26 protein-coding genes and 2 pseudogenes are annotated in these 20,731 nt (G+C 64.7%); 13 read left to right on the top strand and 15 right to left on the bottom strand.

Annotated features, from left to right (window positions below):
- Positions 1–214 precede the first annotated feature (214 nt).
- Genes K678_RS01040 through K678_RS01025 form a run of 4 tightly spaced genes read right to left on the bottom strand, consistent with a single transcriptional unit; the run spans position 215 to position 3,987 of the window.
- Positions 215–1,264, bottom strand: coding sequence for a sulfate/molybdate ABC transporter ATP-binding protein (locus K678_RS01040; protein WP_021130597.1), 1,050 nt, complete (start codon positions 1,262–1,264; stop codon positions 215–217).
- Between the two features lie 8 nt (positions 1,265–1,272).
- Entirely contained in the window at positions 1,273–2,106 is an 834-nt protein-coding gene (gene cysW / locus K678_RS01035) for a sulfate ABC transporter permease subunit CysW (protein ID WP_021130596.1), read from the bottom strand.
- On the bottom strand, positions 2,106–2,954 hold the full coding sequence (gene cysT / locus K678_RS01030) for a sulfate ABC transporter permease subunit CysT (RefSeq protein ID WP_021130595.1): 849 nt from the start codon (positions 2,952–2,954) through the stop codon (positions 2,106–2,108). The genes cysW and cysT overlap by 1 nt, the downstream gene beginning before the upstream one ends.
- A complete protein-coding gene (locus K678_RS01025; RefSeq protein WP_039851763.1) occupies positions 2,941–3,987 on the bottom strand; it encodes a sulfate ABC transporter substrate-binding protein in 1,047 nt (348 codons plus the stop codon). The genes cysT and K678_RS01025 overlap by 14 nt, the downstream gene beginning before the upstream one ends.
- Before the next feature lie 213 nt (positions 3,988–4,200).
- On the opposite strand from K678_RS01025, the gene K678_RS01020 reads away from it, so the two are divergent.
- The 7 genes from K678_RS01020 to K678_RS00990 all read left to right on the top strand — a co-directional run bounded on the left by K678_RS01020 (position 4,201) and on the right by K678_RS00990 (position 9,349).
- The gene (locus tag K678_RS01020) at positions 4,201–4,446 is read left to right on the top strand and encodes a hypothetical protein (RefSeq protein ID WP_021130593.1); all 246 of its coding nucleotides are present in this window, start codon (positions 4,201–4,203) and stop codon (positions 4,444–4,446) included.
- A 103-nt stretch (positions 4,447–4,549) separates the two neighbouring features.
- Positions 4,550–4,783 (top strand): FmdB family zinc ribbon protein, encoded by a 234-nt coding sequence (locus K678_RS01015; protein ID WP_021130592.1) that lies wholly within the window; start codon positions 4,550–4,552, stop codon positions 4,781–4,783.
- Between the two features lie 116 nt (positions 4,784–4,899).
- Complete coding sequence (locus tag K678_RS01010; RefSeq protein WP_021130591.1) at positions 4,900–5,955, top strand: methionine ABC transporter ATP-binding protein; 1,056 nt, start codon at positions 4,900–4,902, stop codon at positions 5,953–5,955.
- The gene (locus K678_RS01005) at positions 5,924–6,586 is read left to right on the top strand and encodes a methionine ABC transporter permease (RefSeq protein ID WP_021130590.1); all 663 of its coding nucleotides are present in this window, start codon (positions 5,924–5,926) and stop codon (positions 6,584–6,586) included. The genes K678_RS01010 and K678_RS01005 overlap by 32 nt, the downstream gene beginning before the upstream one ends.
- Positions 6,587–6,615: 29 nt before the next feature.
- Positions 6,616–7,956 carry a phenylacetate--CoA ligase family protein gene (locus tag K678_RS01000; protein ID WP_021130589.1) on the top strand — a complete coding sequence of 447 codons (1,341 nt, stop codon included), beginning with the start codon at positions 6,616–6,618 and terminating at the stop codon, positions 7,954–7,956.
- 36 nt (positions 7,957–7,992) lie between these two features.
- Positions 7,993–8,778 carry a MetQ/NlpA family ABC transporter substrate-binding protein gene (locus K678_RS00995; protein ID WP_021130588.1) on the top strand — a complete coding sequence of 262 codons (786 nt, stop codon included), beginning with the start codon at positions 7,993–7,995 and terminating at the stop codon, positions 8,776–8,778.
- A gap of 70 nt (positions 8,779–8,848) precedes the next feature.
- Positions 8,849–9,349 carry a disulfide bond formation protein B gene (locus tag K678_RS00990; RefSeq protein ID WP_021130587.1) on the top strand — a complete coding sequence of 167 codons (501 nt, stop codon included), beginning with the start codon at positions 8,849–8,851 and terminating at the stop codon, positions 9,347–9,349.
- 3 nt (positions 9,350–9,352) lie between these two features.
- On the opposite strand, the gene K678_RS20005 is transcribed toward K678_RS00990, so the two are convergent.
- The gene (locus tag K678_RS20005; protein WP_462442545.1) at positions 9,353–9,685 is read right to left on the bottom strand and encodes a malonic semialdehyde reductase; all 333 of its coding nucleotides are present in this window, start codon (positions 9,683–9,685) and stop codon (positions 9,353–9,355) included.
- A 65-nt stretch (positions 9,686–9,750) separates the two neighbouring features.
- Positions 9,751–9,819 (bottom strand): annotated as a pseudogene (locus K678_RS20000) (malonic semialdehyde reductase); the annotation flags it as partial.
- A 221-nt stretch (positions 9,820–10,040) separates the two neighbouring features.
- On the opposite strand from K678_RS20000, the gene K678_RS00980 reads away from it, so the two are divergent.
- Entirely contained in the window at positions 10,041–11,057 is a 1,017-nt protein-coding gene (locus K678_RS00980; protein ID WP_021130585.1) for a polysaccharide deacetylase family protein, read from the top strand.
- Between the two features lie 127 nt (positions 11,058–11,184).
- On the opposite strand, the pseudogene fliP reads toward K678_RS00980, so the two are convergent.
- The 4 genes and pseudogenes from fliP to K678_RS00960 form a co-directional block, all read right to left on the bottom strand.
- A pseudogene (gene fliP, locus K678_RS00975) lies at positions 11,185–11,941 on the bottom strand (flagellar type III secretion system pore protein FliP).
- Positions 11,941–12,249, bottom strand: coding sequence for a FliO/MopB family protein (locus tag K678_RS00970; RefSeq protein WP_021130583.1), 309 nt, complete (start codon positions 12,247–12,249; stop codon positions 11,941–11,943). The pseudogene fliP and the gene K678_RS00970 overlap by 1 nt, the downstream one beginning before the upstream one ends.
- On the bottom strand, positions 12,249–12,554 hold the full coding sequence (locus K678_RS00965) for a hypothetical protein (RefSeq protein WP_021130582.1): 306 nt from the start codon (positions 12,552–12,554) through the stop codon (positions 12,249–12,251). The genes K678_RS00970 and K678_RS00965 overlap by 1 nt, the downstream gene beginning before the upstream one ends.
- On the bottom strand, positions 12,551–12,874 hold the full coding sequence (locus K678_RS00960) for an EscU/YscU/HrcU family type III secretion system export apparatus switch protein (RefSeq protein ID WP_021130581.1): 324 nt from the start codon (positions 12,872–12,874) through the stop codon (positions 12,551–12,553). Before K678_RS00960 ends, K678_RS00965 begins: the two co-directional genes overlap by 4 nt.
- A 178-nt stretch (positions 12,875–13,052) precedes the next feature.
- Between K678_RS00960 and K678_RS00955 the strand changes: the two genes are divergently transcribed.
- Positions 13,053–13,250: a CCE_0567 family metalloprotein gene (locus tag K678_RS00955; RefSeq protein ID WP_021130580.1), complete on the top strand. Its 198-nt coding sequence runs from the start codon at positions 13,053–13,055 to the stop codon at positions 13,248–13,250.
- Here K678_RS00955 and lipB read toward each other — a convergent pair.
- Positions 13,231–13,878 (bottom strand): lipoyl(octanoyl) transferase LipB, encoded by a 648-nt coding sequence (lipB, locus tag K678_RS00950; protein ID WP_021130579.1) that lies wholly within the window; start codon positions 13,876–13,878, stop codon positions 13,231–13,233. The genes K678_RS00955 and lipB overlap by 20 nt on opposite strands.
- Before the next feature lie 6 nt (positions 13,879–13,884).
- Positions 13,885–14,538 (bottom strand): outer membrane protein, encoded by a 654-nt coding sequence (locus K678_RS00945; protein WP_021130578.1) that lies wholly within the window; start codon positions 14,536–14,538, stop codon positions 13,885–13,887.
- 112 nt (positions 14,539–14,650) lie between these two features.
- Here K678_RS00945 and queA point away from each other — a divergent pair, with 112 nt between their 5' ends.
- Both queA and tgt read left to right on the top strand, forming a co-directional pair.
- The gene (queA, locus tag K678_RS00940; protein WP_039851762.1) at positions 14,651–15,694 is read left to right on the top strand and encodes a tRNA preQ1(34) S-adenosylmethionine ribosyltransferase-isomerase QueA; all 1,044 of its coding nucleotides are present in this window, start codon (positions 14,651–14,653) and stop codon (positions 15,692–15,694) included.
- A complete protein-coding gene (gene tgt, locus K678_RS00935; protein ID WP_021130576.1) occupies positions 15,681–16,808 on the top strand; it encodes a tRNA guanosine(34) transglycosylase Tgt in 1,128 nt (375 codons plus the stop codon). The genes queA and tgt overlap by 14 nt, the downstream gene beginning before the upstream one ends.
- Positions 16,809–16,862: 54 nt before the next feature.
- Here the strand turns inward: tgt and K678_RS00930 are convergent, their stop codons facing one another.
- Both K678_RS00930 and K678_RS00925 read right to left on the bottom strand, forming a co-directional pair.
- Positions 16,863–17,192: a hypothetical protein gene (locus tag K678_RS00930; RefSeq protein ID WP_021130575.1), complete on the bottom strand. Its 330-nt coding sequence runs from the start codon at positions 17,190–17,192 to the stop codon at positions 16,863–16,865.
- Between the two features lie 183 nt (positions 17,193–17,375).
- Positions 17,376–18,095: an EF-hand domain-containing protein gene (locus K678_RS00925; RefSeq protein ID WP_021130574.1), complete on the bottom strand. Its 720-nt coding sequence runs from the start codon at positions 18,093–18,095 to the stop codon at positions 17,376–17,378.
- 235 nt (positions 18,096–18,330) lie between these two features.
- Here K678_RS00925 and K678_RS00920 point away from each other — a divergent pair, with 235 nt between their 5' ends.
- Positions 18,331–18,681: a hypothetical protein gene (locus K678_RS00920; protein WP_021130573.1), complete on the top strand. Its 351-nt coding sequence runs from the start codon at positions 18,331–18,333 to the stop codon at positions 18,679–18,681.
- A gap of 12 nt (positions 18,682–18,693) precedes the next feature.
- Here the strand turns inward: K678_RS00920 and K678_RS00915 are convergent, their stop codons facing one another.
- A complete protein-coding gene (locus K678_RS00915) occupies positions 18,694–18,996 on the bottom strand; it encodes a flagellar basal body rod C-terminal domain-containing protein (RefSeq protein WP_021130572.1) in 303 nt (100 codons plus the stop codon).
- A 113-nt stretch (positions 18,997–19,109) separates the two neighbouring features.
- On the opposite strand from K678_RS00915, the gene K678_RS00910 reads away from it, so the two are divergent.
- A complete protein-coding gene (locus K678_RS00910; protein ID WP_021130571.1) occupies positions 19,110–20,729 on the top strand; it encodes a radical SAM protein in 1,620 nt (539 codons plus the stop codon).
- Positions 20,730–20,731 lie beyond the last annotated feature (2 nt).

Genomic DNA, 20,731 nt, shown 5'->3' with positions numbered 1-20,731 from the left:
GGTCCTGCAACTGACCCCAGGCAATACCGTCTCCACCCGTGGAGTGTCAACACGGATTGTGTAAAATAGGACGATAGGACAAAAAATAAATGTATTTTAAGGGCGCGATGACGGGGATGGCGGATCGAGGGGGCTAAGGGGTGAGACAGACCAACCCAGCCATATCTGGGTAGTCTGTCTCGGAAAATCTACCGCATATGGGCGGGCGGGGCGGTCAGGCCCCGGCGAAAACGCGGGCTCGGCGCAACGAGAGACCGACCGGCGAGCCTTTCGCCAGCGACAGATGATTTTGCTGCTCGCGGGTCAGTTCGACCTCGATCGAGATGTTGCCGGGCAACAGCAGGTCGGCGCGAACCACCGGGCCCAGGATCGCCAATTGCTCGACGACGGCGCGGGGCAGGCCATCACTGGGGGGGCGCACTTCGACATCGTGGGGACGGACAAAGGCGATCCCGTCGCCTTCGCCTCCGGAATTGGGCGCCTCGATCGCGAGGCTGAGACCGGCGATTTCGGCCCGTCCGTCATGGATGGCGCAAGGCAGCGAATTGACATTGCCGAGGAAGCGATAGACGAACGGAGTGGCGGGCTGGTCATAGATCGCGGCGGGGCTGCCGACCTGTTCGATCCGGCCCTTGTTCATCACCACCACTTCGTCGGCGACTTCCAGCGCCTCTTCCTGATCGTGGGTAACGAACACTCCGGTCAGGCCGAGTTCGTCATGGAGGCGACGGAGCCAGCGGCGCAATTCCTTGCGGACCTGGGCGTCAAGCGCCCCGAACGGCTCGTCCAGCAATAACAGGCGGGGTTCGACCGCCAAAGCGCGGGCCAGGGCGACGCGCTGACGCTGCCCGCCCGACAATTGGGTGGGGTAGCGTCCGGCCAGACCGCTCAATTGCACCAGATCAAGCAAGGCGCCAACGCGGCGGTCGATCTCGGCGCGCGGCGGCCGGTCCTTGCCTTTACGCACGGTCAGGCCAAAGGCGATGTTGTCGGCAACACTCATGTGGCGGAACAGGGCGTAATGCTGGAACACAAAGCCGATGCCGCGATCGCGCGCCTTCTGTTCGGTCGCCTCGATCCCGTCCAGGATCACACGACCGTGATCGGGGGCTTCCAGCCCGGCGAGGATCCTGAGCAGCGTCGTCTTGCCCGAGCCGGACGGCCCCAGCAGTGCCACCAGCTTTCCTTTCGGGACCACCAGCGAGACGTCGTCAAGCGCCCGGAACGCGCCGAAATGCTTGGTAATGTTCTGAACTTCGATCATTTCGGCCTCTATGACTGGCGAAGGGCGGAGATTTCGTCCCGCAACCGCCATTCCAGCGCCGATTTGGCGACCAGGGTCAGCAAGGCGAGCAGGGCAAGCAGCGACGCAACGGCGAACGCGCCGACGAAATCGTATTCGTTGTAGAGAATCTCGACATGGAGCGGCATCGTGTTGGTCAGGCCGCGAATATGGCCCGACACCACCGACACCGCGCCGAATTCACCCATGGCGCGGGCGTTGCACAGCAGCACGCCGTGGAGCAGGCCCCATTTGACGTTGGGCAGGGTCACGGTCAGAAAGGTCTTGAACCCGCCAGCCCCCAGCACGATCGCGGCTTCTTCCTCTTCGCGGCCTTGTTCCTCCATCAACGGGATCAGTTCGCGGGCGACGAAGGGGAAGGTGACGAACATCGTCGCCAGCACGATCCCCGGCACCGCGAACAGCACCCGGATGTTGTGGTCGCGCAAGGTCTCGCCGAACCAGCCCTGAAGCCCGAACAGCAGGACGAAGACCAGACCGGAAATCACCGGCGAAACCGAGAAGGGCAGGTCGATCAGGCTGATCAGCAGGCTCTTGCCGCGAAAGTCGAACTTGGCGATCGCCCACGATGCCACCAGCCCAAAGCCGATATTGACCGGCACCGCGATCGCGGCGACCAGCAGGGTGAGGCGGATCGCGGCCCAGGCGTCGGGCTGGGTCAGGGCGGCGAAATAGGCGCCGGTGCCCTTGCCCAGGGCCTGAGCCAGCACGGCGGCCAGCGGCAGCACCAGGAACAGGCCGAGAAAGCCGAGCGCCAGCGCAATCAGCAGCCAGCGGATCAGGGAGGACTCGTCACGGCGCATCAGGCGGCTCCACGGGACAGGCGGTCACGGTTCCAGCGTTGCAGGCCGTTGATCGCCAGCAGCAGCACGAACGACGCCACCAGCATGATCGCGGCGATCGCGGTGGCCCCGACATAATCGTATTGTTCGAGCCGGACCACGATCAGCAGCGGCACGATCTCGGACAGGCCGGGGAAATTCCCGGCGATAAAGATCACCGAACCGTATTCGCCGACGGCACGGGCGAAGGCCAGGGCGAACCCGGTCAGCAGCGCCGGGGCCAGGGTCGGCAGGATGACGCGGGTAAAGGTCTGCCAGCGCCCGGCGCCCAGTGACGCCGCCGCTTCCTCGACCTCGGAATCAATGTCTTCCAGCACCGGCTGGACGGTACGAACGACGAAGGGCAGCCCGACGAACACCATCGCGACGATCGCGCCAAGGGGGGTAAAGGCGACCTTGATTCCCAGGGGCTCGATCAGTTGGCCGATCCAGCCCTGGGGGGCATAGAGCGCGGCGAGCGCGATACCGGCCACTGCGGTGGGCAGGGCGAAGGGCAGATCGACCATCGCGTCAATCAGACGGCGTCCGGGGAAGTCGTAGCGGACCAGCACCCAGGCGACCAGCAAACCGGCGGCGGCATTAATCAGCGCCGCCACCAAGGCGCCGCCGAAGCTGAGACGGAACGCCGCCTGAACCCGGGTGTCGGCCAAAATCGCCAGCCATTGGTCGAGACTGAGGCCCGAGGCCATCACGAACAGGCTGGTCAGCGGAATGAGGACCAGAACCGAGAGCCACCCCAGGGTCAGGCCCAGCGTCAGGCCGAACCCCGGGATCACCCGCCAAGGTTTGGCGGGATTATTTTTTGGCATTGACGATGATCCTGTCGAAAATCCCGCCATCGGCGAAGTGAGCCGTCTGCGCCTTGCCCCAGCCGCCGAACACGTCGTCGATGGTGAACAGACGGACCGGCGGGAACTCGGCCGCGTGCTTCTTGGCGATATCGGGATCGCGCGGGCGGTAATGGTTGCGGGCAATGATCTCCTGCGCCTCGGGGGTATAGAGGAAGGAGAGATAGGATTCGGCCAGGGCGCGGGTGCCGTGGCGGTCAACCACCTTATCGACCACCGCGACCGGCGGTTCGGCCAGGATCGACAGCGGGGGAGCGACAATCTCGAACTGGCCGGGGACTTCCTTCAGGGCCAGGATCGCCTCGTTCTCCCAGGCGATCAGGACGTCGCCGATGCCGCGCTGGGTAAAGGTGGTGGTCGAACCGCGCGCGCCGGTATCGAGCACCGGGACGTTGTGGAACAAAGCGGTGGTGAAGGCCTCGGCCTTGGCCGCGTCATTGTTGGAGCGGTTCAGTTCATAGCCCCACGCCGCCAGATAGTTCCAGCGCGCCCCGCCCGAGGTCTTGGGGTTGGGGGTGATCACCGACACGCCGGGGCGGACCAGATCGTCCCAATCCTTGATGGCCTTGGGGTTGCCCTTGCGGACCAGGAACACGATGGTCGACGTATAAGGCGCGCTGTTGGCCGCCAGCCGGGACTGCCATTTGGGGTCGATCTGACCGCGCTGGGCAATCGCGTCGATATCGTAGGCCAGCGCCAGGGTGACGACGTCGGCTTCGAGCCCGTCGATCACCGCGCGGGCCTGCTTGCCCGAACCGCCATGCGACTGGTTGATGCGGAGATCCTCGCCCGTCTTGGCCTTCCACGATTTGACGAAGGCGGCATTGAGATCTTGGTATAATTCACGGGTGGGGTCGTAGGAGACGTTGAGGAGGGTTCGGCTTTCCGCCGCGCCCGCGCCGGGGATCGCCGCAGCAAGGGCCATCGCCGCTCCAACCACCAGCGCCGTGGCCAGAACCAGCCGCATCGCGTCTCTGCTCCAATCGCTTGTCATCCGTGCTCTCCCCATCGGCGCCATGTGATATTCAGCAAGCCTATAGATTACTGGATTTTAGGCGTCAAGCCGAATTCTCCACAAGCATGTGACAAAACCCACTCATTCTATAGATAATTATTGACTTCACCGCGCTCCGTCGCTAGGGTTGCTCGTATCCGGAACGCTGCCTGTCGTGGTGGGCGTCCGGTTTTTGACGTGAAGGAAACGGCAATGACGATTACGACCCTTCCTTCCTCTGCCCGTTATCATGCCGCCCCGGCGGCGGTTTCGACGCGACGCACTCAGGACCTGTGGCGCAGCGGCGAACCGGCCTTGGCCGAACTGATGGCCGATCCCATCGTCCATCTGCTGATGGCCCGCGATGGGCTGACCGCCGCCGACGTCTGGCCGCTGCTGGCCCAGGCGGGCCGCGACCTCGCGAGGCGGCTTTGCCCGCTGACGGCGGCTGCGGCCTAATCCCAAGCGTGGGGAGCGGCGGCATCGATCGCCGCTTTTCCCCCGCCGCCGCTTGGCGCTATTGTTTCCTCACACAGTTTCATCCAATTGATTGTGAGGAATCATGCCTATTTTTTCGTTTCGATGCACCAAGTGCAGTGAGGAATTCGAGGCCCTGGTGATGGGCTCGGATGCTCCGACCTGTCCGTCCTGCCAGGCCTCCGAGTTGGAACGGCTGGTGTCCGCCCCGTCGGTCGGCGGCAAGACCGAGGCGGCGCTGGGCCGGGTGCGGCAGCAGGCCGCCCGCGAAGGCCATTTCAGCAATTACAGCCGGTCGGAATTGAAGGGTCGGCTGTAACCTCCCCGGCTTAAAATCTATAAAGCGACAACCTTAGTAGATAAATAGGATTGACAGGCCGGGTCGCCCGCCTCTAGCCTGAAATCTGTCTATTCGGCAGATTTTGGAGGCTCGGGGTGATCGTCATCGACGACCTGGAAAAGGAATTCGGTGGCCCGTCCGGTCCGAACCCGGTGCTTCGCGGCATTTCGCTCACGATTGAGAAGGGCGAAGTGTTCGGGATCATCGGCCGGTCCGGGGCGGGTAAAAGCACCCTGGTCCGTTGCATCAATCTGTTGGAACGCCCGACCCGGGGACGGATCACCGTCGCTGGGCGCGAGTTGTCCGGCCTGTCCGGCGCGGCCCTGCGGGCGGCGCGCCACGACATCGGGATGGTGTTCCAGCACTTCAACCTGCTGTCGTCGCGCACGGTGCAGGGCAATGTCTCCCTGCCGCTCGAACTGGTCGATATGCCGCGCGGCCTGCGCCTGCGCCGGGTCGATGAAATGCTGGAACTGGTCGGACTGACCGACAAGCGCGATGCCTACCCGGCGCAATTGTCGGGCGGGCAGAAACAGCGCGTCGGCATCGCCCGCGCCCTGGCCTCGCGTCCCTCGGTGCTGCTGTGCGACGAGGCGACCTCGGCGCTGGACCCCGAGACGACCAAATCAATCCTGGCCCTGCTGGCCGAGATCAACCACACCCTCAATCTGACCATCGTTCTCATCACCCACGAAATGCAGGTGGTGCGGGAAATCGCCGACCGGGTGGCGGTGCTCGATCAGGGCCGGGTGGTCGAGCAAGGCGCGGTGTTCGACGTCTTTACCCAGCCCAGCCATCCCATCACCCGCTCGCTGGTGCGCGAGGTGCTCAATCTCGAACTGCCGGAACGGGTCAGTTCGCGGCTGCGCCATTCGCCGCAGACCTCGCCGGGTCTGGTGATGCGGATCACCTTTACCGGCCCGTCCGCCAACGAGCCGATCGTGTCCGAGATGGTCCGCCGCTTCGGCGTCTCGTTCAACATCCTGCACGGCCACATCGACTACATCCAGAACGCCCCCTATGGGACGCTGACGGTCGAGGCCGGTGGCAGCGAAGCCGGATTGCAGGCGGCGCTTGATTTCCTGCGCGTCAAATCGCTCAAAGTGGAGATTCTCGGCCGTGTCGCAGCGCCTGATCGAGCTGTTGCTTGAAGCTTTGTGGGAAACCGTGGCGATGGTCGGCGTTTCCGCCGTCCTCGCCGCGCTGATCGGTGTGCCGCTCGGGATTTTGCTGCTGGTCACCCAGCCCGGCAACATCCTGGCCCGACCGACCTTCAACCGGATCGTCGGCGCGGTGGTCAATGCCGCCCGCTCGACCCCGTTCATCATCCTGATGGTCGCGATCATTCCGCTGACGCGGGCGCTGGTCGGAACCTCGATCGGGACGGCGGCGGCGACGGTGCCGCTGGTGGTCGCCGCCGCGCCGTTCATCGCCCGTCTGGTCGAAGCCTCGTTGCGCGAGGTCGATTCCGGTCTGGTCGAAGCCGCCCAGGCGATGGGAGCCTCGCCCCTTCAGATCGTCGTCAAGGTGCTGGTGCCCGAGGCGCTGCCCGGCATCGCCGCCGGTCTGACCATCACCGTGGTCAGCCTGATCGGCTATTCGGCGATGGCGGGGGCGGTCGGCGGCGGCGGGCTGGGTGATCTCGGCATCCGCTATGGCTATCAGCGCTTCCAGGGCGAGGTGATGGTCGCGGTTGTCGCCGTGCTGATCGTGCTGGTCCAAGTGGTCCAGAGCGTGGGCGATTACGCCGCGCACCGCCTGAATAAGCGCGAACGGACTTAAAGACCAATCGGGAAGAAGGAACCGTCGCGATGACCATTGATATCGCCGCCGAACGCCGATTTTGGGCCCCCGCGCTGGAAACGCAATCCCGTGCCGAATGGGACGCGTTGAAGCTGTCGCTGCTGCGGACCCATCTGGCGCACGCTCAGGCTGGTTCGCCCTATTACCGCGCCAGCTTCGCCGCGGCTGGAGTGGGGCCGGACAGCCTGAAAAGCCTGGACGATCTGCGCCGCTTCCCCTTCATCAACAAGCAAATCCTGCGCGAACGGCAAGAGGCGGTGCCGCTGCTGGGCGATATCGCCGCCGTGCCGGAAAGCGAGGTCGTTTATGTCTCGGCCTCGTCCGGCTCGACCGGGGTGCCGACCCTGTCGCCCTTCACCGCCAGCGATTTCGACGCCTGGATGGATTACGAGGCGCGGCAATTCTGGTCCTCGGGGCTGCGTCCGACCGACCGCTATTGCCACTCGCTGAATTTCTCGCTGTTCGTCGGCGGGCCGTGCGTGCTGGGAGCGCAGAAGCTGGGGGCGCTGTCGATCCATGCCGGAACGGTGCCGTCGGAACGGCTGCTGACGATCTTGAAGCAGTTCCAGGCGACGGCGATCTGGACCACGCCGTCTTATGCCTGGTACTTGGGCGAGACGGCGCAGAAGCAGGGGATCGACCCCGCCCGCGATCTGGCGGTGCGGCGGATTTTCGTCGCGGGCGAACCGGGCGGTTCGATCCCCGAGACGCGGGCGCGGATCGAAACCCTGTGGGGGGCGTCGGTCTATGATTATTACGGTCTGTCCGACATTTTCGGCTCGTGCGCCGGAATGTGCGAGGAAAAGGACGGGCTGCACTGGGCCGAGGACCATATCCTGGCCGAGGTGCTTGATCCCGCCACCGGCGAGCCGGTCCGCGAGGGCGAGCGCGGCGAACTGGTGCTGACCACCCTGCAAAAGCGCGCCCGGCCGCTGATCCGTTTCCGCACCGGCGATATCGTCTCGTTCACCTCCGAACCGTGCCGGTGCGGCCGGACCTCGCAACGTCTGCTCGGCGTGCACGGTCGGCTTGATGACATGCTGATCGTCCGGGGCGTCAACCTGTTCCCCAGCGATATCGAGGCGGTGGTGCGTCAGGACGGCGACTTCACCGGCGAATACCGGCTGGTGCTCGATCGCGAGAACCACCTGGATACCGTAACGGTCGAGGTCGAACGCCGCTGGGGATGTGCCGTGCCCGCTGGCGACCTCGCCGCCCGTCTGACCCGCCGGATCAAGGCGGTCACCGGGGTTGGTCCCAAGGTGGCGGTGCTGGAGGCCGACAGCTTGCCGCGCGCCACCCACAAGGCCAAACGGGTCGAGGACCGGCGCGGGGCTGTCTGGGCCTGATCCCACCTCATTTTCGCGACAAGGAACCGAAACGACATGACTCGATTGCGCACTTTGCTCGGGGCCGTCCTGATTCTCGCCGGAAGCAGCCTCGCCCAGGCCGCCGAGCCGCTGAAGATCGGCGTTTCCGCCGGGCCGTACAGCGAGATTCTCGACTTCGCCGCCAAGCTGCACAAGCAAAAGACCGGGGCCGATATCAAGGTGGTCGAGTTTTCCGACTACACCCAGCCCAACGCGGCGCTGGCCCAGGGGGATATCGACTTCAACAATTTTCAGCACAAGCCCTATCTCGACAACCAGATCAAGACGCGCGGCTATGATCTGGTCGCGGTCGAACGCAGCATCGTCGTGCCCCTCGGCCTTTATTCCAAGACGCTTAAATCGCTGGATGAGCTCAAGGACGGGGCCAGCATCGCCATTCCTAACGATCCCGCCAACGGGGCGCGGGCTCTGTTGCTGCTGCAACAATCCGGGCTGATCACCGTCGATCCCAAGGCGGGCAATGCCGCGACGCCGCTCGATATCGTCGCCAATGCCAAGAAGCTGAAGTTCCGCGAAATCGACGCCGCCCAATTGCCGCGCTCGCTCGACGATGTCGATGTGTCGGCGGTGCCGCTCAATTACGCGGTCGCCGCCGGGATCAATCCCAAGACCGCTTTGTTCCGCGAGGGGATCGACACCCCCTGGGGCCTGTGGTTCGTCACCCAGACCAAGCGCAAGGACGATCCGGCGATCCATTCCTTCATCGCCACCTATCGCTCGCCCGAGGTCAAGGCCTTCATCGAGAAGCGTTTCGACGGCACCATCATCCCGACGTGGTGATCAGCACCATGGTTTTGGCCGGGTGGAAGTCCGCTTCCGCCCGGCTGGAAAGGGAGCTATAGTTCGTGGGATGAGCCGATTCCCGCGCCAGCCCTTTCCCGCTTTCACGGCCGTTTTTTTGCTTGTGGCCTGTTTGGCGGCCTTGGCTTCTGCCCTGTACGCTCAGTATGGGCTGGGGATGCGGCCTTGCGTCCTGTGCGTGACTGAACGAGTTCCCTTTGCCCTGGCGGCTCTGTTCGCCGCGATGGCGCTGGGTACCGCCCGGCTGGTGTCCACCCGCCGCACGTTGATGGGACTGGCGGCGCTGGCCTTGGCGGTCAATGCCGTGATCGCCGCCTATCATGTCGGGGTCGAACAATTCTGGTGGACTTCGGCGGTGTGTTCCGCTGGGGCACCGGCGGCCGCACCCGAGACGTTCGACCTTGCCGCCGCGATGAGCCGCCCGGTCGAAGACGCTCCTTGCGATCAGCCCGCCTGGGCTTTTCACGGTGTGACGATGGCGGGGCTGAACGTCGCCTTCTCCGGCCTGCTGGCCTTTCTGGTCGTTCTGTCGCTCCGCCGTCGCCGCTAAACCCTACAGCAGGGTGCACCCCTCTTCGAACGACAGACGCGGGCCGCGCGGGCGCAGGGCCGCGACGTCGCCATAGCCGATATTGACCAGCAGATTCGAGCGTAGCCGGGTGCCCGCGAAAAATTCGGCATCGACCTTGGCATTATCGAACCCGCTCATCGGTCCGGCATCAAGCCCGACCGCCCGGAGCGCCAGGATGAAATATCCGGCCTGAAGGCTGCCGTTGCGGAACGCGGTTTCGTCGGCCAGGGCGGGATTGTCGGCATACCAGGATCGGGCGTCGGCATGGGGATAGAGCACCGGCAGGCGCTCGAAGAAATCGAGATCGTGCGCCAGGATCGCAGTGACCGGGGCGGCGATGGTTTTTCGACATTGTTGGGGGCCAGCGCCGTCAACAGACGTTCGCGCGCCTTGGCCGAACGGAGGAAAATGACGCGCAACGGCTGGCCGTTGGCGGCGGTCGGCCCCATCCGGGCCAGATCCCAGGCTTTGCGCAGCGTCTCTTCGCTCACTGGTTTGTCGAGGAAACGACCATAGGTACGGCCTTGATAGAACAGCACATTCTGTCCCACTTGGTCGATTTCATGGCTCATGATGACATGCCCTTTCCCGCTTTTTCTTGTACTCCGCCGCCCGGATGCGGCAAACATCCCCCTATATTGGGGCACGACGCCGAGGAGACCAGGGGGCGATGAGGACGGGTAAGGTTGCCTCGGCAGCGATGATCTGGGTTCTGGCGTTGCTTGCGGCGGCTCCGGAACCGGCGCATGCGGCCGAGTCCGCCGTGGTGCTGATGTATCACCGCTTCGACGATGATCGTGTCGCGGCGCTCAACACCACCTCGGAGCAGTTGACCACACATATCGAGGAATTGAAAAGCGGCGGATTCTCCGTATTGCCGCTGCCCGAGATCGCTCGTTCGATGCGGACCGGGGCCGCGCTGCCCGACAAGGCGGTGGCGATCACCGTCGATGATTCCTCGACCGGATTTTATACTCGGGCGTGGCCGTTGCTGCGCCGGGCCGGGCTGCCGGTGACCCTGTTCGTCGCCACCGACGAAATCGATCGCGGCGGCGAAACGATGAATTGGGAGCAATTGCGCGAGTTGCGCGCCGCCGGGGTCACCATCGCCAGCCAGGGCGCGGCACGGCTGCGCTTTCCCCGTGTCGGGGCCGAGGCCGCCGCCGCCGATCTGGCCCGCGCCCGCGCCCGTTTCGAGCGCGAGTTGGGGCAAAACCCCGATCTGTTCGCCTGGCCGGGGGGCGAGGCGGATTCGGCTTCGATCGCCCTGGTGCGGCAAGCGGGCTTCACCGCCGCGTTCGGCCAGCATTCCGGGGCGTTGTGGACGAAGTCCGAGCCGTTCTTCCTGCCCCGCTTCGCCCTGACCGGGCCGCATGGCGATCCCGACCGCTTCCGGCTGGCGGTCCGTTCGCTGCCGCTGCCCGCGATCGACATCACCCCCGACGATCCGGTGATCCGGTCCAACCCGCCGTCATTCGGCTTTACGTTGGCGGAGGATGTCGCGGGGATCGCCGCATTGTCCTGCTTTGCCTCGCATGAGGGGCAGGTCCGGGTCGAACAGCTTGGTCCCCGGATCGAGGTGCGGATGACCCGCCCGATCCCGCAAGGGCGCGCCCGGCTGAACTGTACCGTTCCGACCCTGGACGGGCGCTGGCGCTGGTTCGGCTGGCAGTTCGCGACGCCTTAATCAGGTGGGCCAAAAACTTGGCCCACCTGTTGCCCCTCGCCGGGCGCGGGCATCCGCCCGCTTGGCCGCCGCCGCAATGGCGGCTGAATGTAGGTGAGCCGCTCATTTCAACGGCTCGCCTTTTGCTCTATCCGTAGCTCTGCACCAGCGAGCCGACCACCAGATACCAGCCATCGACCATCACGAAAAAGAATCAGCTTGAACGGCAGCGAGATCATCGCGGGCGGGATCATCATCATGCCCATGCTCATCAGCACCGAGGCGATCACCATGTCGATGATCAGGAACGGCAGGAACACCAGGAAGCCGATTTCAAAGGCGCGGCGCAGCTCGCTGATCATGAAAGCGGGGATCAGCGCCTTCAACGGCACGTCCTCGGGATTGACCACTTCCTTCGCCCGCGACAGATCCATGAACAGCTTGAGGTCCTGGGGCCGGACATGCTGGCTCATGAAGGCGTGGAACGGTTTGACGGTGCGTTCGAACCCTTCCATCTCGTCGATATGGCCGTCCATCATCGGCTGAATGCCGGTGTCCCACGCTTTGTCGAAAGTCGGGGCCATCACGAAGGCGGTCAGGAACAGCGCCAGACTGACCAGCACCATGTTGGGCGGGCTTTGCTGGGTGCCCAGCGCCTGACGCAGAAAGCTCAACACCACCACAAAGCGGGTGAACGAAGTCACCATCACCACGATCGACGGAGCCAGCGACAGCACCGTGGTCAGGCCGATCAACTGGATGATCCGGCTGGTGGCGCTGCCGCCCCCGCCGCCCAGGTCGAGGTTCAGCGATTGGGCCAGCACCGGACCGGCCACCAGCGCCGTCGCCACTCCCGCCAGCAGGGCAAGGATCAGGCGCGAACGCGACACGGGCAGGGCTGTCATCAGGGGGTCTCCGGCTTCGAAACGGTCGGGGTGAACCGAGGGGGCGGGCAATCGCGCTCGATCACCGTGCTGGTGCCGTTGCCCAGCAGCAGCAGATGTTCGCAATCGTCGCGGCGGATCAACACCAGCCGGTGGCGGGCGTCAAGCTGCAACACGTCCTGGACGGCAAGGCGGCGGTGGCGACGGCTGGCGGCATGGGGGCCCATCATCCCCAGGCCCCAGCGCCGCGCCGCCCACAACAGGCCAAAAATCATCGCCAGCACCGCGACCAGCGACATGATGAAACGCAGATAGGAAACGGTCTCCATCACCCCCCGGCCTTTTCTTCGCTTCCCCGGCTCCAGCGGCCGTCGGCATAGGGTCCGGCATCGCGCAGGGCGAGGTCAAGGCGGTCGAGATCGGTGATCAGCGCCTCGATGCCGGGACGGAAGGCCCGCCCGGTTTCCGGGGTCAGTCCGGCGATCCCGTCGCAGATCAGGCGCACCCGCCCCTCCAGCGCGGCCAGATCGACCATCGTGCCGGTGGCGAGCAGACGCCGTGCCGCGCCGACCAGCGAACTCGCTTTTTCGATCTCGGCTTGCAGGCGGTCGGATTCAGGGGGCAGGGCGGTCATGACGGCATCTCGCGTCCGTTGGCGCGATAGACATAGGCTAGAATTTCGGCGACGGCGACAAAGGCTTCGACCGGGATCACGCTGTCGACATCGACGGCGGCCAGAACCTCGGCCAGATCGGGGTCGGTGCGGACCTTGACCCCATTGGCGAAGGCGAGATTGAGAATCTGCTCGGCGACCGAGCCCCGGCCCGAGGCAACCACCGTTGGGGCGCCGTTCTCGCCGGGATCATAGTGCAAGGCCACCGCGATCTGACGCCGGGTGGGCGTCTTCGGTCCCGGTTCCCCGGTCTGCTCGTTGAAAAGATCGGTGCCGCTCATGCCTTCCCCCGGCGGTTCGGCCAAGGATCAACAGTGGCTCCGGCCCTTTTAAGAAACGCTTAATCCCGACACGAAGACATGCTCTGTCTGTAAAATAGGCAAATTCGTCTCTTGCCCAAATTCAAGGCAAAGGTTAGACTCGTTCCATCTTGCCGTCCCCACCGACAAAGGGCGAACCATGAGCGATGTCGAAACCCTGAAAGCCGAGATCAAGAAGCTGTCCGCCCAGGCGGTGCAGGCCAAGATGGACCTGCACGATCTGTCAGAAGAACTCCCCATTCAGTGGGAGACGATTCCGGCGGTGGCGCAGAAATGCCACGAGGCCTACGCCCGGCTGACCGAGGCGCGGGCGCGGCTCAAAGCGGCGGAGGGCTGAACACCTCGGCAAAGCTGGCGATCAGGGCGGAATCGACCTCGTCCATCGTCGGGGTCAGGCCCAGATCCCACAGCGAGGTGACCCCGTGGGCGGCCAGACCGCAGGGGACGATGCCGCGAAAATGATCGAGGACGGGATCGACGTTTAGCGCCACGCCATGGAAGGTAACCCAGTGGCGGACGCGAATGCCGATCGCCGCGATCTTTTCTTCCCGGCCCGCGCCGCGATCGACCCACACGCCCACCCGGCCCTCGCGCACTTCGCCTTTGACCGCGAAATGGTCGAGGGTACGGATCAGCCACTCTTCCAGCGCGACGACAAAGCGGCGCAGATCGGGACCGCGCCGCGACAGGTCCAGCATCACATAGGCGACCCGCTGGCCGGGGCCGTGATAGGTGAACTGGCCGCCGCGCCCGCTGGGAAACACCGGGAAGCGGTCGGGGTCCAGCAGATCGGCCGGGTTGGCGCTGGTTCCAGCGGTGTAAAGCGGCGGATGTTCCAGCAGCCACACCAGTTCCGGCGCGGTCCCGGCGCGGATCGCGGCAACGCGTTGTTCCATCGCCGCGACCGCGTCGGGATAGCTGACCGGGCGGTCGGAAATCCGCCACTCGACCGGATCGAAGGTCATCGCCACTCAGCGGAAGGGGAAGCGCAGCCCGACCTTGACCTGATGCAGGTTGGTGTCGTCACGACCGCCCACGCTGTCGAAGAGATGGACGAAGCGATAGGACGGCCCGACGCTGACCTCGCGGCCAAGGTCGTAATGCAGCCCGACTTCGCCATGCATTTCGAATGCATCGGTGCTGCCCTTGCCGAGGGTGCCTTCGGTTCCATCCGAATCGTTCAGGGTTTCGTGGACGCCGCCGAGACCGCCGCCGAAATAGGGCAGGAAGCGGGTGCCGGTGCTGATATCGTGATAGGCGTTCACCGAATAGAACAGATACTGCATGTCGCTCGACATGCTTCCCCGCTCGCCGCCGAACTTAACTTTGTTCAGATTGTTGGCCTGATACGACACCTCGAACTCGGTGCGGAGGTATTTCGGCCATTTGTAGCCGAGCGCAGCGGCAAAGACATAGCCACCTTCGACGCTGATCTGGCCCTTGTCGCCATCCGGGGTCTTGTAGCGGATGTCTTCGGCCATCCCATAGCCGCCACTGAGCGAGCCGTACCACGGCCCATGGGGCCGCCCGGGCGAGGGGGCGGTGTTCAGCAAATCCTGGGCGAAGCCGTCGGTCGAGGCCAGGGCAAGCACGGCCAGAACTGTCGACAGAACGGTTTTATTCATCAATTTACTCCCATTGCAACCTTCCCGATCATGTCGTGAAATCATTTCGGGTGCAATATGCGGTGGGTACAGGGCTTGACGCCGCGCGGTCCGGCAGCCTACATCCCCGACGATGAAAGTGGATATATTCGATTTTGATCTTCCGCGCGAACTGATCGCCGAACGGCCCGCCCGGCCGCGCGATTCCGCCCGGATGTTGCGGGTCGCCGCCGATGGCATCGGCGATGGTGGCGTGCGCGATCTTCCCGACCTGCTTTGTCCCGGCGACGTGCTGGTGTTCAACGATACCAGGGTGATTCCGGCGCGGCTGGATGGCAAGCGCGGCACCGCCTCGGTCGAACTGACCCTGCATCTGCGCGAGGACGAATCCTGCTGGCGCGCCTTTGCCCGCCCGGCCAAGAAGCTGCGGCCCGGCGACCGGATCGACTTTGCCGCCGACTTCTCCGCCAGCGTCGAGGAGAAAGGCGAGGCAGGCGAAGTTCTGCTCCGCTTTGACCGTGGTGGGCCTGCGCTGATGGCGGCGCTGGAAGCGCACGGCCGTCTGCCGTTGCCGCCCTATATCCGCCATGGCGAGGCCGACGAGACCGACCGTGCCGATTACCAGACCACCTTTGCCCGCACCGATGGGGCGGTGGCGGCGCCGACCGCCGGGCTGCACTTCACCCCCGAACTGTTGGCGGCGCTGGACCAGCGCGGGGTCAAGCGGGTCGCGGTGACTCTGCATGTCGGAGCCGGAACCTTCCTGCCGGTCAAGGCCGAGGACACCGACGATCACAAGATGCATGCCGAAATCGGGGTGGTCAGCGACGAAGCCGCCCGCGCCATCAACGTCGCCCGTGCCGCCGGCGGGCGGGTGATCGCGGTCGGAACCACCGCGCTGCGCCTGCTGGAAAGTGCGGCGGGCGAGGACGGGCAGGTCCGCCCCTTTGCCGCCGCGACCGATATCTTTATCGTGCCGGGCTATCGCTTCCGCGTCGTTGATCGGCTGATGACCAATTTCCATCTGCCCCGCTCGACCCTGTTCATGCTGGTGTCGGCCTTTGCCGGGCTGGATCGGATGCGGGCGGCTTATGCTCATGCGATGGCGTCGGGCTATCGCTTCTATTCTTACGGCGATTCCTCTCTGCTCGATCGGAATGACGATGACCAGCTTTAGATACGAGCGTTTCGCCAGCGATGGCGCCGCGCGCCTGGGCCGCCTTCACACCGCGCACGGGGCGATCGACACCCCCGCCTTCATGCCGGTCGGCACCGCCGCCACCGTCAAGGCGATGCAGCCGGAATCGGTTGCCGCGACCGGGGCACAGATCGTGCTGGGCAACACCTATCACCTGATGCTGCGGCCGGGGGCGGAGCGGATCGACCGGCTGGGCGGGCTGCACCGCTTCATGAACTGGTCGGGGCCGATCCTGACCGATTCCGGCGGGTTCCAGGTGATGAGCCTGGCCAAGCTCAGGAAGCTCGACGAAAACGGCGTCACCTTCCAGTCGCACCATGACGGGTCGAGCCACCATCTCAGCCCGGAACGCTCGATGGAGATCCAGCGTCTGCTGGGGTCCGACATCACGATGGCGTTCGACGAATGCACGCCGTTTCCCGCCACCCCCGCCCAGGCGGCCGAGAGTATGCGGCTGTCGATGCGCTGGGCGGTGCGGTCGAAGACGGCCTTTGTCGAACGGCCCGGTCACGGCTTGTTCGGGATCGTGCAGGGCGGCATCTATCCCGACCTGCGTGCCGAATCCGCCCAGGCCCTGATCGAGATCGGCTTTGACGGTTATGCCGTCGGCGGTCTGGCGGTCGGCGAAGGGCAGGAGGCGATGTTCGCGACGCTGGACGCGACCGTGCCGCTGCTGCCCGAAGACCGCCCCCGCTATCTGATGGGGGTGGGGCGTCCCTCCGACATCATCGGCGCGGTGCTGCGCGGCATCGACATGTTCGATTGCGTGATGCCGACCCGGTCGGGCCGTACCGCCCAGGCCTTTACCCGGCGCGGCACCGTCAATCTGCGCAATGCCCGCCACCAGGACGATCCGCGTCCGTTGGAAGAAGGCTGCGGCTGCCCGGCCTGCCGCTCCTATTCGCGGGCCTATCTCCACCATCTGATCCGCTCGGAAGAGATTTTGGGGCCGATGCTGCTGACCTGGCACAATATCCAGGCCTATCAGGATCTGATGCGTGACCTGCGTGCCGCGATCGGTGAAGGCCGGGTCGCCGCCTTTGCCGCCGAGGCGGCGGCGCGCGAAGCCCTGGGCGATATCCCGCCGCTGTAAGGATGCGAGAGGCGGCGTGGCTGGTCCGGCACCGGCCGCGTCGTCCCCTTGGCGCTATTTGCGGAAATAGGACGGTTCGACCCCGGTGACCTCGCCGATATGGTCGATGATGTAGCGCAGCAGCGGCATCGTCGGCATGAACTCGCCCCGGGTGATGGTTTCCTCGGCCGAGGTCACCGTCAACGTCGCGTCAACCCCGCCATTGAGGTCGAGCATCCTGGTGATTTTCATCCGGATCTGTTCGCCGACCTTGAAGCCGGTGGCCTGAAAGACCAATCCGGCGGTCGAAAGGGTGACGATAGGATAAATCCGCCGGTCGATCACCACGACAAGCCCCTGGCCGATCTTGCGGATCGGGTTCAGTCGGTCTTCGCTTTCGCCCATATCGGAAACAATCCCCTTAATCAAACCGCGTGCCCTCGTACCGGATCATATCGCAATGGCGCGTGGGTGTACTCCCGTTGTTGGCGAATGAGGCGGGACAGACAAAAAACTCCCCTGAACCGACGGTCCAGGGGAGAACGGGGGCGTCCGGCAAAAGCCTCTGGGGTCTTGATCCTCGGGGGATCAGGCCGCGACCGAACTGGCGCCGCTGATCCCGCCCGCGCCGTTTTTGGCGTAGGACTCGATCGCCCGCATCATGTCCTGGGCCAATTGTTTGGTGAAGGTCTGAGAGGTTGCGGCGGCGGTGGAGGTGGTCGTCGAATCGGTCTCGCTCGACGTGGTGGTCGCGGCGGCGGTGGTCGAATTCGAATTCGAGGACGACGTCGCCGAAGTCGAGGCGGTCAGATCGGCCAGAATCTTTTCCAGATCGGCGGCCAGGGTCTCGATGTCCGTGGCGGTCGAACTGCTGCTGGTGCTGTCACTGTCGCTCGACGCGGCCGCCGCAGGCGGCGGCGGGCGGGGGCGGTTCGCCGAAATCGTGGTGGAATCGTCGGTGGTGTCGGACGTCGCGGTGGTGTCGTCGCTCTGGGCGTTGATCAACGCCGCCTGCATCTGCTGGCTCATGAGCTGAAAGGCGCTGGCGAGATCGCTTTCACTGAGACCCGAGGTCGAGTCGGACGAACTCGACGACGAAGACGAGGATGACGAAGACGAGGATGACGACGACGACGAAAGGGCCTCGGTCAGGGCATCGAACAGGGTCGATGCCTGATCGGACGAAACGTCCGTGGGACGGCCGGTGACGAATTCAGATTTGGAGACCGAACCGTCGCTATTCGTGTCCAGTTTGCTGAACAACGATTGCAGGTTCGATGCACCTCCGCTGATGGATGTGATGCTCATGACCAAACCTCCTGTTGGTGCGGCGCACCTGCACGATGTCCGCACCCCTTGATACGGTCGAGCCGGGGCGATCCTGTCGCGGAATTCGTCATTTATCCAACGCGAGGCTTTGGGCGGTCGTGTCTGGGGCGGAAATGTAAACAAAAGTAAACAAACCGGCCGTCGTGACCGAAAGACTTGCTGATTGCAGCGAAGTGCGTAGTATCGATCCGTTGGTCATTCCGGCGGAGAGATCATGTCCTTTGATCGTGACATTTCAGATGTCAAGAACTGGATGAACATGTTCCGGTGGGTGGTCAAGTTGATTCGCGATGATTACGGCGTCGAGGAAGAGAAGCTGACCCGGCATGCGCATATCGAGACCGATATCGGCCTCAATATGGAACAGGTCGAAGAAGTGCTGGAGATCACCTCGGCCGCTTTTTCCATCCGCTTTCCCCCCGGAACCCTCGACGAACTGGTCAAGTTCGAGGAATTGTGCATGCTGGCCGCGTGGCTGCATGGACTTTACAAACGGCCGGAATTTCTGGGGGCGGATTTTGCCGCCAAGGCGGCGTCGCTCAATCCCCGCGCTCAGGCAGGGTAGGGATTGGGTTAGTTAGGCCAGGGAATCGAGCCCGTTCTTTTCGGTCTCGGCGATGGTCGAATAGGCCTTGGCCATCGCCTCGAAGCTGGTCTTGGCCACCATCATCGACACGATTTCCTGTGCCGGATCGACCTCGCCCTCGGGCGGGAGCGGGACATAGGCCGCGCCCTGCAACGGACGCGACACCAGTGACCCACGTGCCGCCTGATAATCGGGAGTGCTCTGGTTGGCGATATTTGCCGCCGCCGTTTCGACCACACGAGTCTGGGCGTTAAGGCCGCTGACCAGCGAGGTGGTTGCAACCGGGGAGATCATAGCCGGGCGCCTTTTAGAATCATTTCATTCAATATAGTCCTCTTGCCGATCAAACAGCAAGCGGTGCGCTTCGTTTGTGTCGCGGCCGCCGCTGTTTTAGGATGGCGGGTACGATGTCCCATCCGCCGCATCCCGATCCCCTTGCCCCGCTCTTGTCCGATGCGCTTGTCCACGAACGGGCCGGTCGCTTCGCCGAGATGGAGCGCTGTTTGCGTACCGCGCTGCGCACCGTGCCCGATCATCCCGGCGCACTGTTCGCGCTGGCCCGGCTGGGGGTGCGTTTCGGTCATTACGAAGATGCTCTGACTCTGGCTGGGCGGGGCTTGGTCCGCGCTCCTCGTTCGCCCGAACTGCACCATCTGCGCGGGGTGGCCCTGGCTAATCTCGGGCACCCGGCCGAGGCGATCGCGGCGCTGGATCAGGCCCTGGCCCTGGCTCCGGGGTGGATTGACGCCCTGGTCGATCTCGCCCAGTTGCTGTTCCAGGCCGAACGCTACGAAACCCTGCTGGAGCGGCTGAGCGGGCTGGAGGGCAGGACCCCCCGCCATGCCGAGGCCCATGCCCTGCGCGGTCGGACCCTGTCGGTGCTGGGGCGGCAGGACGAGGCGCTGGCTGCGTTCGAGCAGGCCCGCGCGCTGGCGCCCGACGATGGCGGGATCGCGGCCGATCTCGCCGCGCTGCATATCGAGGCGGGGCGGGCAGAGCCTGCGCTGGAACTGGTCGAACCGTTGCTGGCCGCGTCCGATCCACCGCCGCGTCCGCTTTATCTGCACGGGATCGCGTTGGGGATGCTGGGCCGCGAGGCCGAGGCCGAGGCCGATATCGCCCGGCTGCGGGCGATGATGCTGGACGGGCTGGCCCGGCGCGGCGGCCTGCCGACCGAAGTGTATGTCCAACTCAGTCGGCGCTGTAACCTGCGCTGTACGATGTGCGGCCACGGGGTGTGGAAGGAAAACGACGGCTTCATGTCCGAAGCGGTGTTCGGCCGCGTGCTCGACCGTTGCGAGGAGGTCGGCATCCGCCGCCTGACCGTGCTGGCCGCCCAGGGTGAGCCGTTCTTGCATCCCCAGGTGTTTGAATTGCTGGAAAGCGCGGTGGTGCGCGGCTTTGTCGTTTCGGTCGTCACCAACGCCACCCCCTTTACCCCCGAGCGGATCGCCCGGCTGGCCCGGTTGGGGCTGGAGAGTCTCCAGGTGTCGTTTGCCGGGTGGGATGCCGCCAGCTACGAATCCGTTTATGTCGGGGCCAAGTTCGACCGCACCGTCCGCACCCTGACCGCGCTCCATGCGGCGCTGGCCCCGACTTCGACCCGTCTGGTGGTCAAGGCGGTCGCGCCCGACAATTCCCCCGATTATGTCGGCCGCACCCGCGCCTTCCTGGCCGGGCTGGGACTCGCCGCGATCACCACGGTTGCCCCCAACAATTTCGCCGGAACCGTCGAGACCGGGACATATTGGGAGCGGACCGGGCTGTGGTCCTATCGCAATCTCGACCGTCATCGCCGCACCGTCTGCCGTCTGCTGATGCGGGCGGTGGGGGTCTATGTCGATGGGACGGTGACCGCCTGCGGCTGTTATGACGCCAATGGCGCCCTGACCATCGGCGATCTGATGCAGGACAGTCTGAAGGACATCCGGAGCGGTGCGCGCTTTACCGCGATCCTGGAGGCATTTCGCTCGGGCGATCTGTCGGGGGTGCCGTTGTGCGGCAAATGCGACGACGCCTTCGGTTGACG

The sequence above is a fragment of the Magnetospirillum fulvum MGU-K5 genome, from assembly GCF_000442515.1.
In the GTDB taxonomy this organism is placed as follows: Bacteria; Pseudomonadota; Alphaproteobacteria; order Rhodospirillales; family Magnetospirillaceae; genus Phaeospirillum; species Phaeospirillum fulvum_B.
The sequence above is the reverse complement of the archived record's forward strand: the minus strand, read 5'-3'. Positions and strand labels throughout refer to the sequence as shown.

Excerpts from the sequence above, each read along its gene's own strand:
- K678_RS01040 (WP_021130597.1), bottom strand. The coding sequence starts at position 1,264 with ATGATCGAAGTTCAGAACATTACCAAGCATTTCGGCGCGTTCCGGGCG.
- cysW (WP_021130596.1), bottom strand. The coding sequence starts at position 2,106 with ATGCGCCGTGACGAGTCCTCCCTGATCCGCTGGCTGCTGATTGCGCTG.
- cysT (WP_021130595.1), bottom strand. The coding sequence starts at position 2,954 with ATGCCAAAAAATAATCCCGCCAAACCTTGGCGGGTGATCCCGGGGTTC.
- K678_RS01025 (WP_039851763.1), bottom strand. The coding sequence starts at position 3,987 with ATGACAAGCGATTGGAGCAGAGACGCGATGCGGCTGGTTCTGGCCACG.
- K678_RS01020 (WP_021130593.1), top strand. The coding sequence starts at position 4,201 with ATGACGATTACGACCCTTCCTTCCTCTGCCCGTTATCATGCCGCCCCG.
- K678_RS01015 (WP_021130592.1), top strand. The coding sequence starts at position 4,550 with ATGCCTATTTTTTCGTTTCGATGCACCAAGTGCAGTGAGGAATTCGAG.
- K678_RS01000 (WP_021130589.1), top strand. The coding sequence starts at position 6,616 with ATGACCATTGATATCGCCGCCGAACGCCGATTTTGGGCCCCCGCGCTG.
- K678_RS00995 (WP_021130588.1), top strand. The coding sequence starts at position 7,993 with ATGACTCGATTGCGCACTTTGCTCGGGGCCGTCCTGATTCTCGCCGGA.
- K678_RS00990 (WP_021130587.1), top strand. The coding sequence starts at position 8,849 with ATGAGCCGATTCCCGCGCCAGCCCTTTCCCGCTTTCACGGCCGTTTTT.
- K678_RS00980 (WP_021130585.1), top strand. The coding sequence starts at position 10,041 with ATGAGGACGGGTAAGGTTGCCTCGGCAGCGATGATCTGGGTTCTGGCG.
- K678_RS00970 (WP_021130583.1), bottom strand. The coding sequence starts at position 12,249 with ATGGAGACCGTTTCCTATCTGCGTTTCATCATGTCGCTGGTCGCGGTG.
- K678_RS00965 (WP_021130582.1), bottom strand. The coding sequence starts at position 12,554 with ATGACCGCCCTGCCCCCTGAATCCGACCGCCTGCAAGCCGAGATCGAA.
- K678_RS00960 (WP_021130581.1), bottom strand. The coding sequence starts at position 12,874 with ATGAGCGGCACCGATCTTTTCAACGAGCAGACCGGGGAACCGGGACCG.
- K678_RS00955 (WP_021130580.1), top strand. The coding sequence starts at position 13,053 with ATGAGCGATGTCGAAACCCTGAAAGCCGAGATCAAGAAGCTGTCCGCC.
- lipB (WP_021130579.1), bottom strand. The coding sequence starts at position 13,878 with ATGACCTTCGATCCGGTCGAGTGGCGGATTTCCGACCGCCCGGTCAGC.
- K678_RS00945 (WP_021130578.1), bottom strand. The coding sequence starts at position 14,538 with ATGAATAAAACCGTTCTGTCGACAGTTCTGGCCGTGCTTGCCCTGGCC.
- queA (WP_039851762.1), top strand. The coding sequence starts at position 14,651 with ATGAAAGTGGATATATTCGATTTTGATCTTCCGCGCGAACTGATCGCC.
- tgt (WP_021130576.1), top strand. The coding sequence starts at position 15,681 with ATGACCAGCTTTAGATACGAGCGTTTCGCCAGCGATGGCGCCGCGCGC.
- K678_RS00930 (WP_021130575.1), bottom strand. The coding sequence starts at position 17,192 with ATGGGCGAAAGCGAAGACCGACTGAACCCGATCCGCAAGATCGGCCAG.
- K678_RS00925 (WP_021130574.1), bottom strand. The coding sequence starts at position 18,095 with ATGAGCATCACATCCATCAGCGGAGGTGCATCGAACCTGCAATCGTTG.
- K678_RS00920 (WP_021130573.1), top strand. The coding sequence starts at position 18,331 with ATGTCCTTTGATCGTGACATTTCAGATGTCAAGAACTGGATGAACATG.
- K678_RS00915 (WP_021130572.1), bottom strand. The coding sequence starts at position 18,996 with ATGATCTCCCCGGTTGCAACCACCTCGCTGGTCAGCGGCCTTAACGCC.
- K678_RS00910 (WP_021130571.1), top strand. The coding sequence starts at position 19,110 with ATGTCCCATCCGCCGCATCCCGATCCCCTTGCCCCGCTCTTGTCCGAT.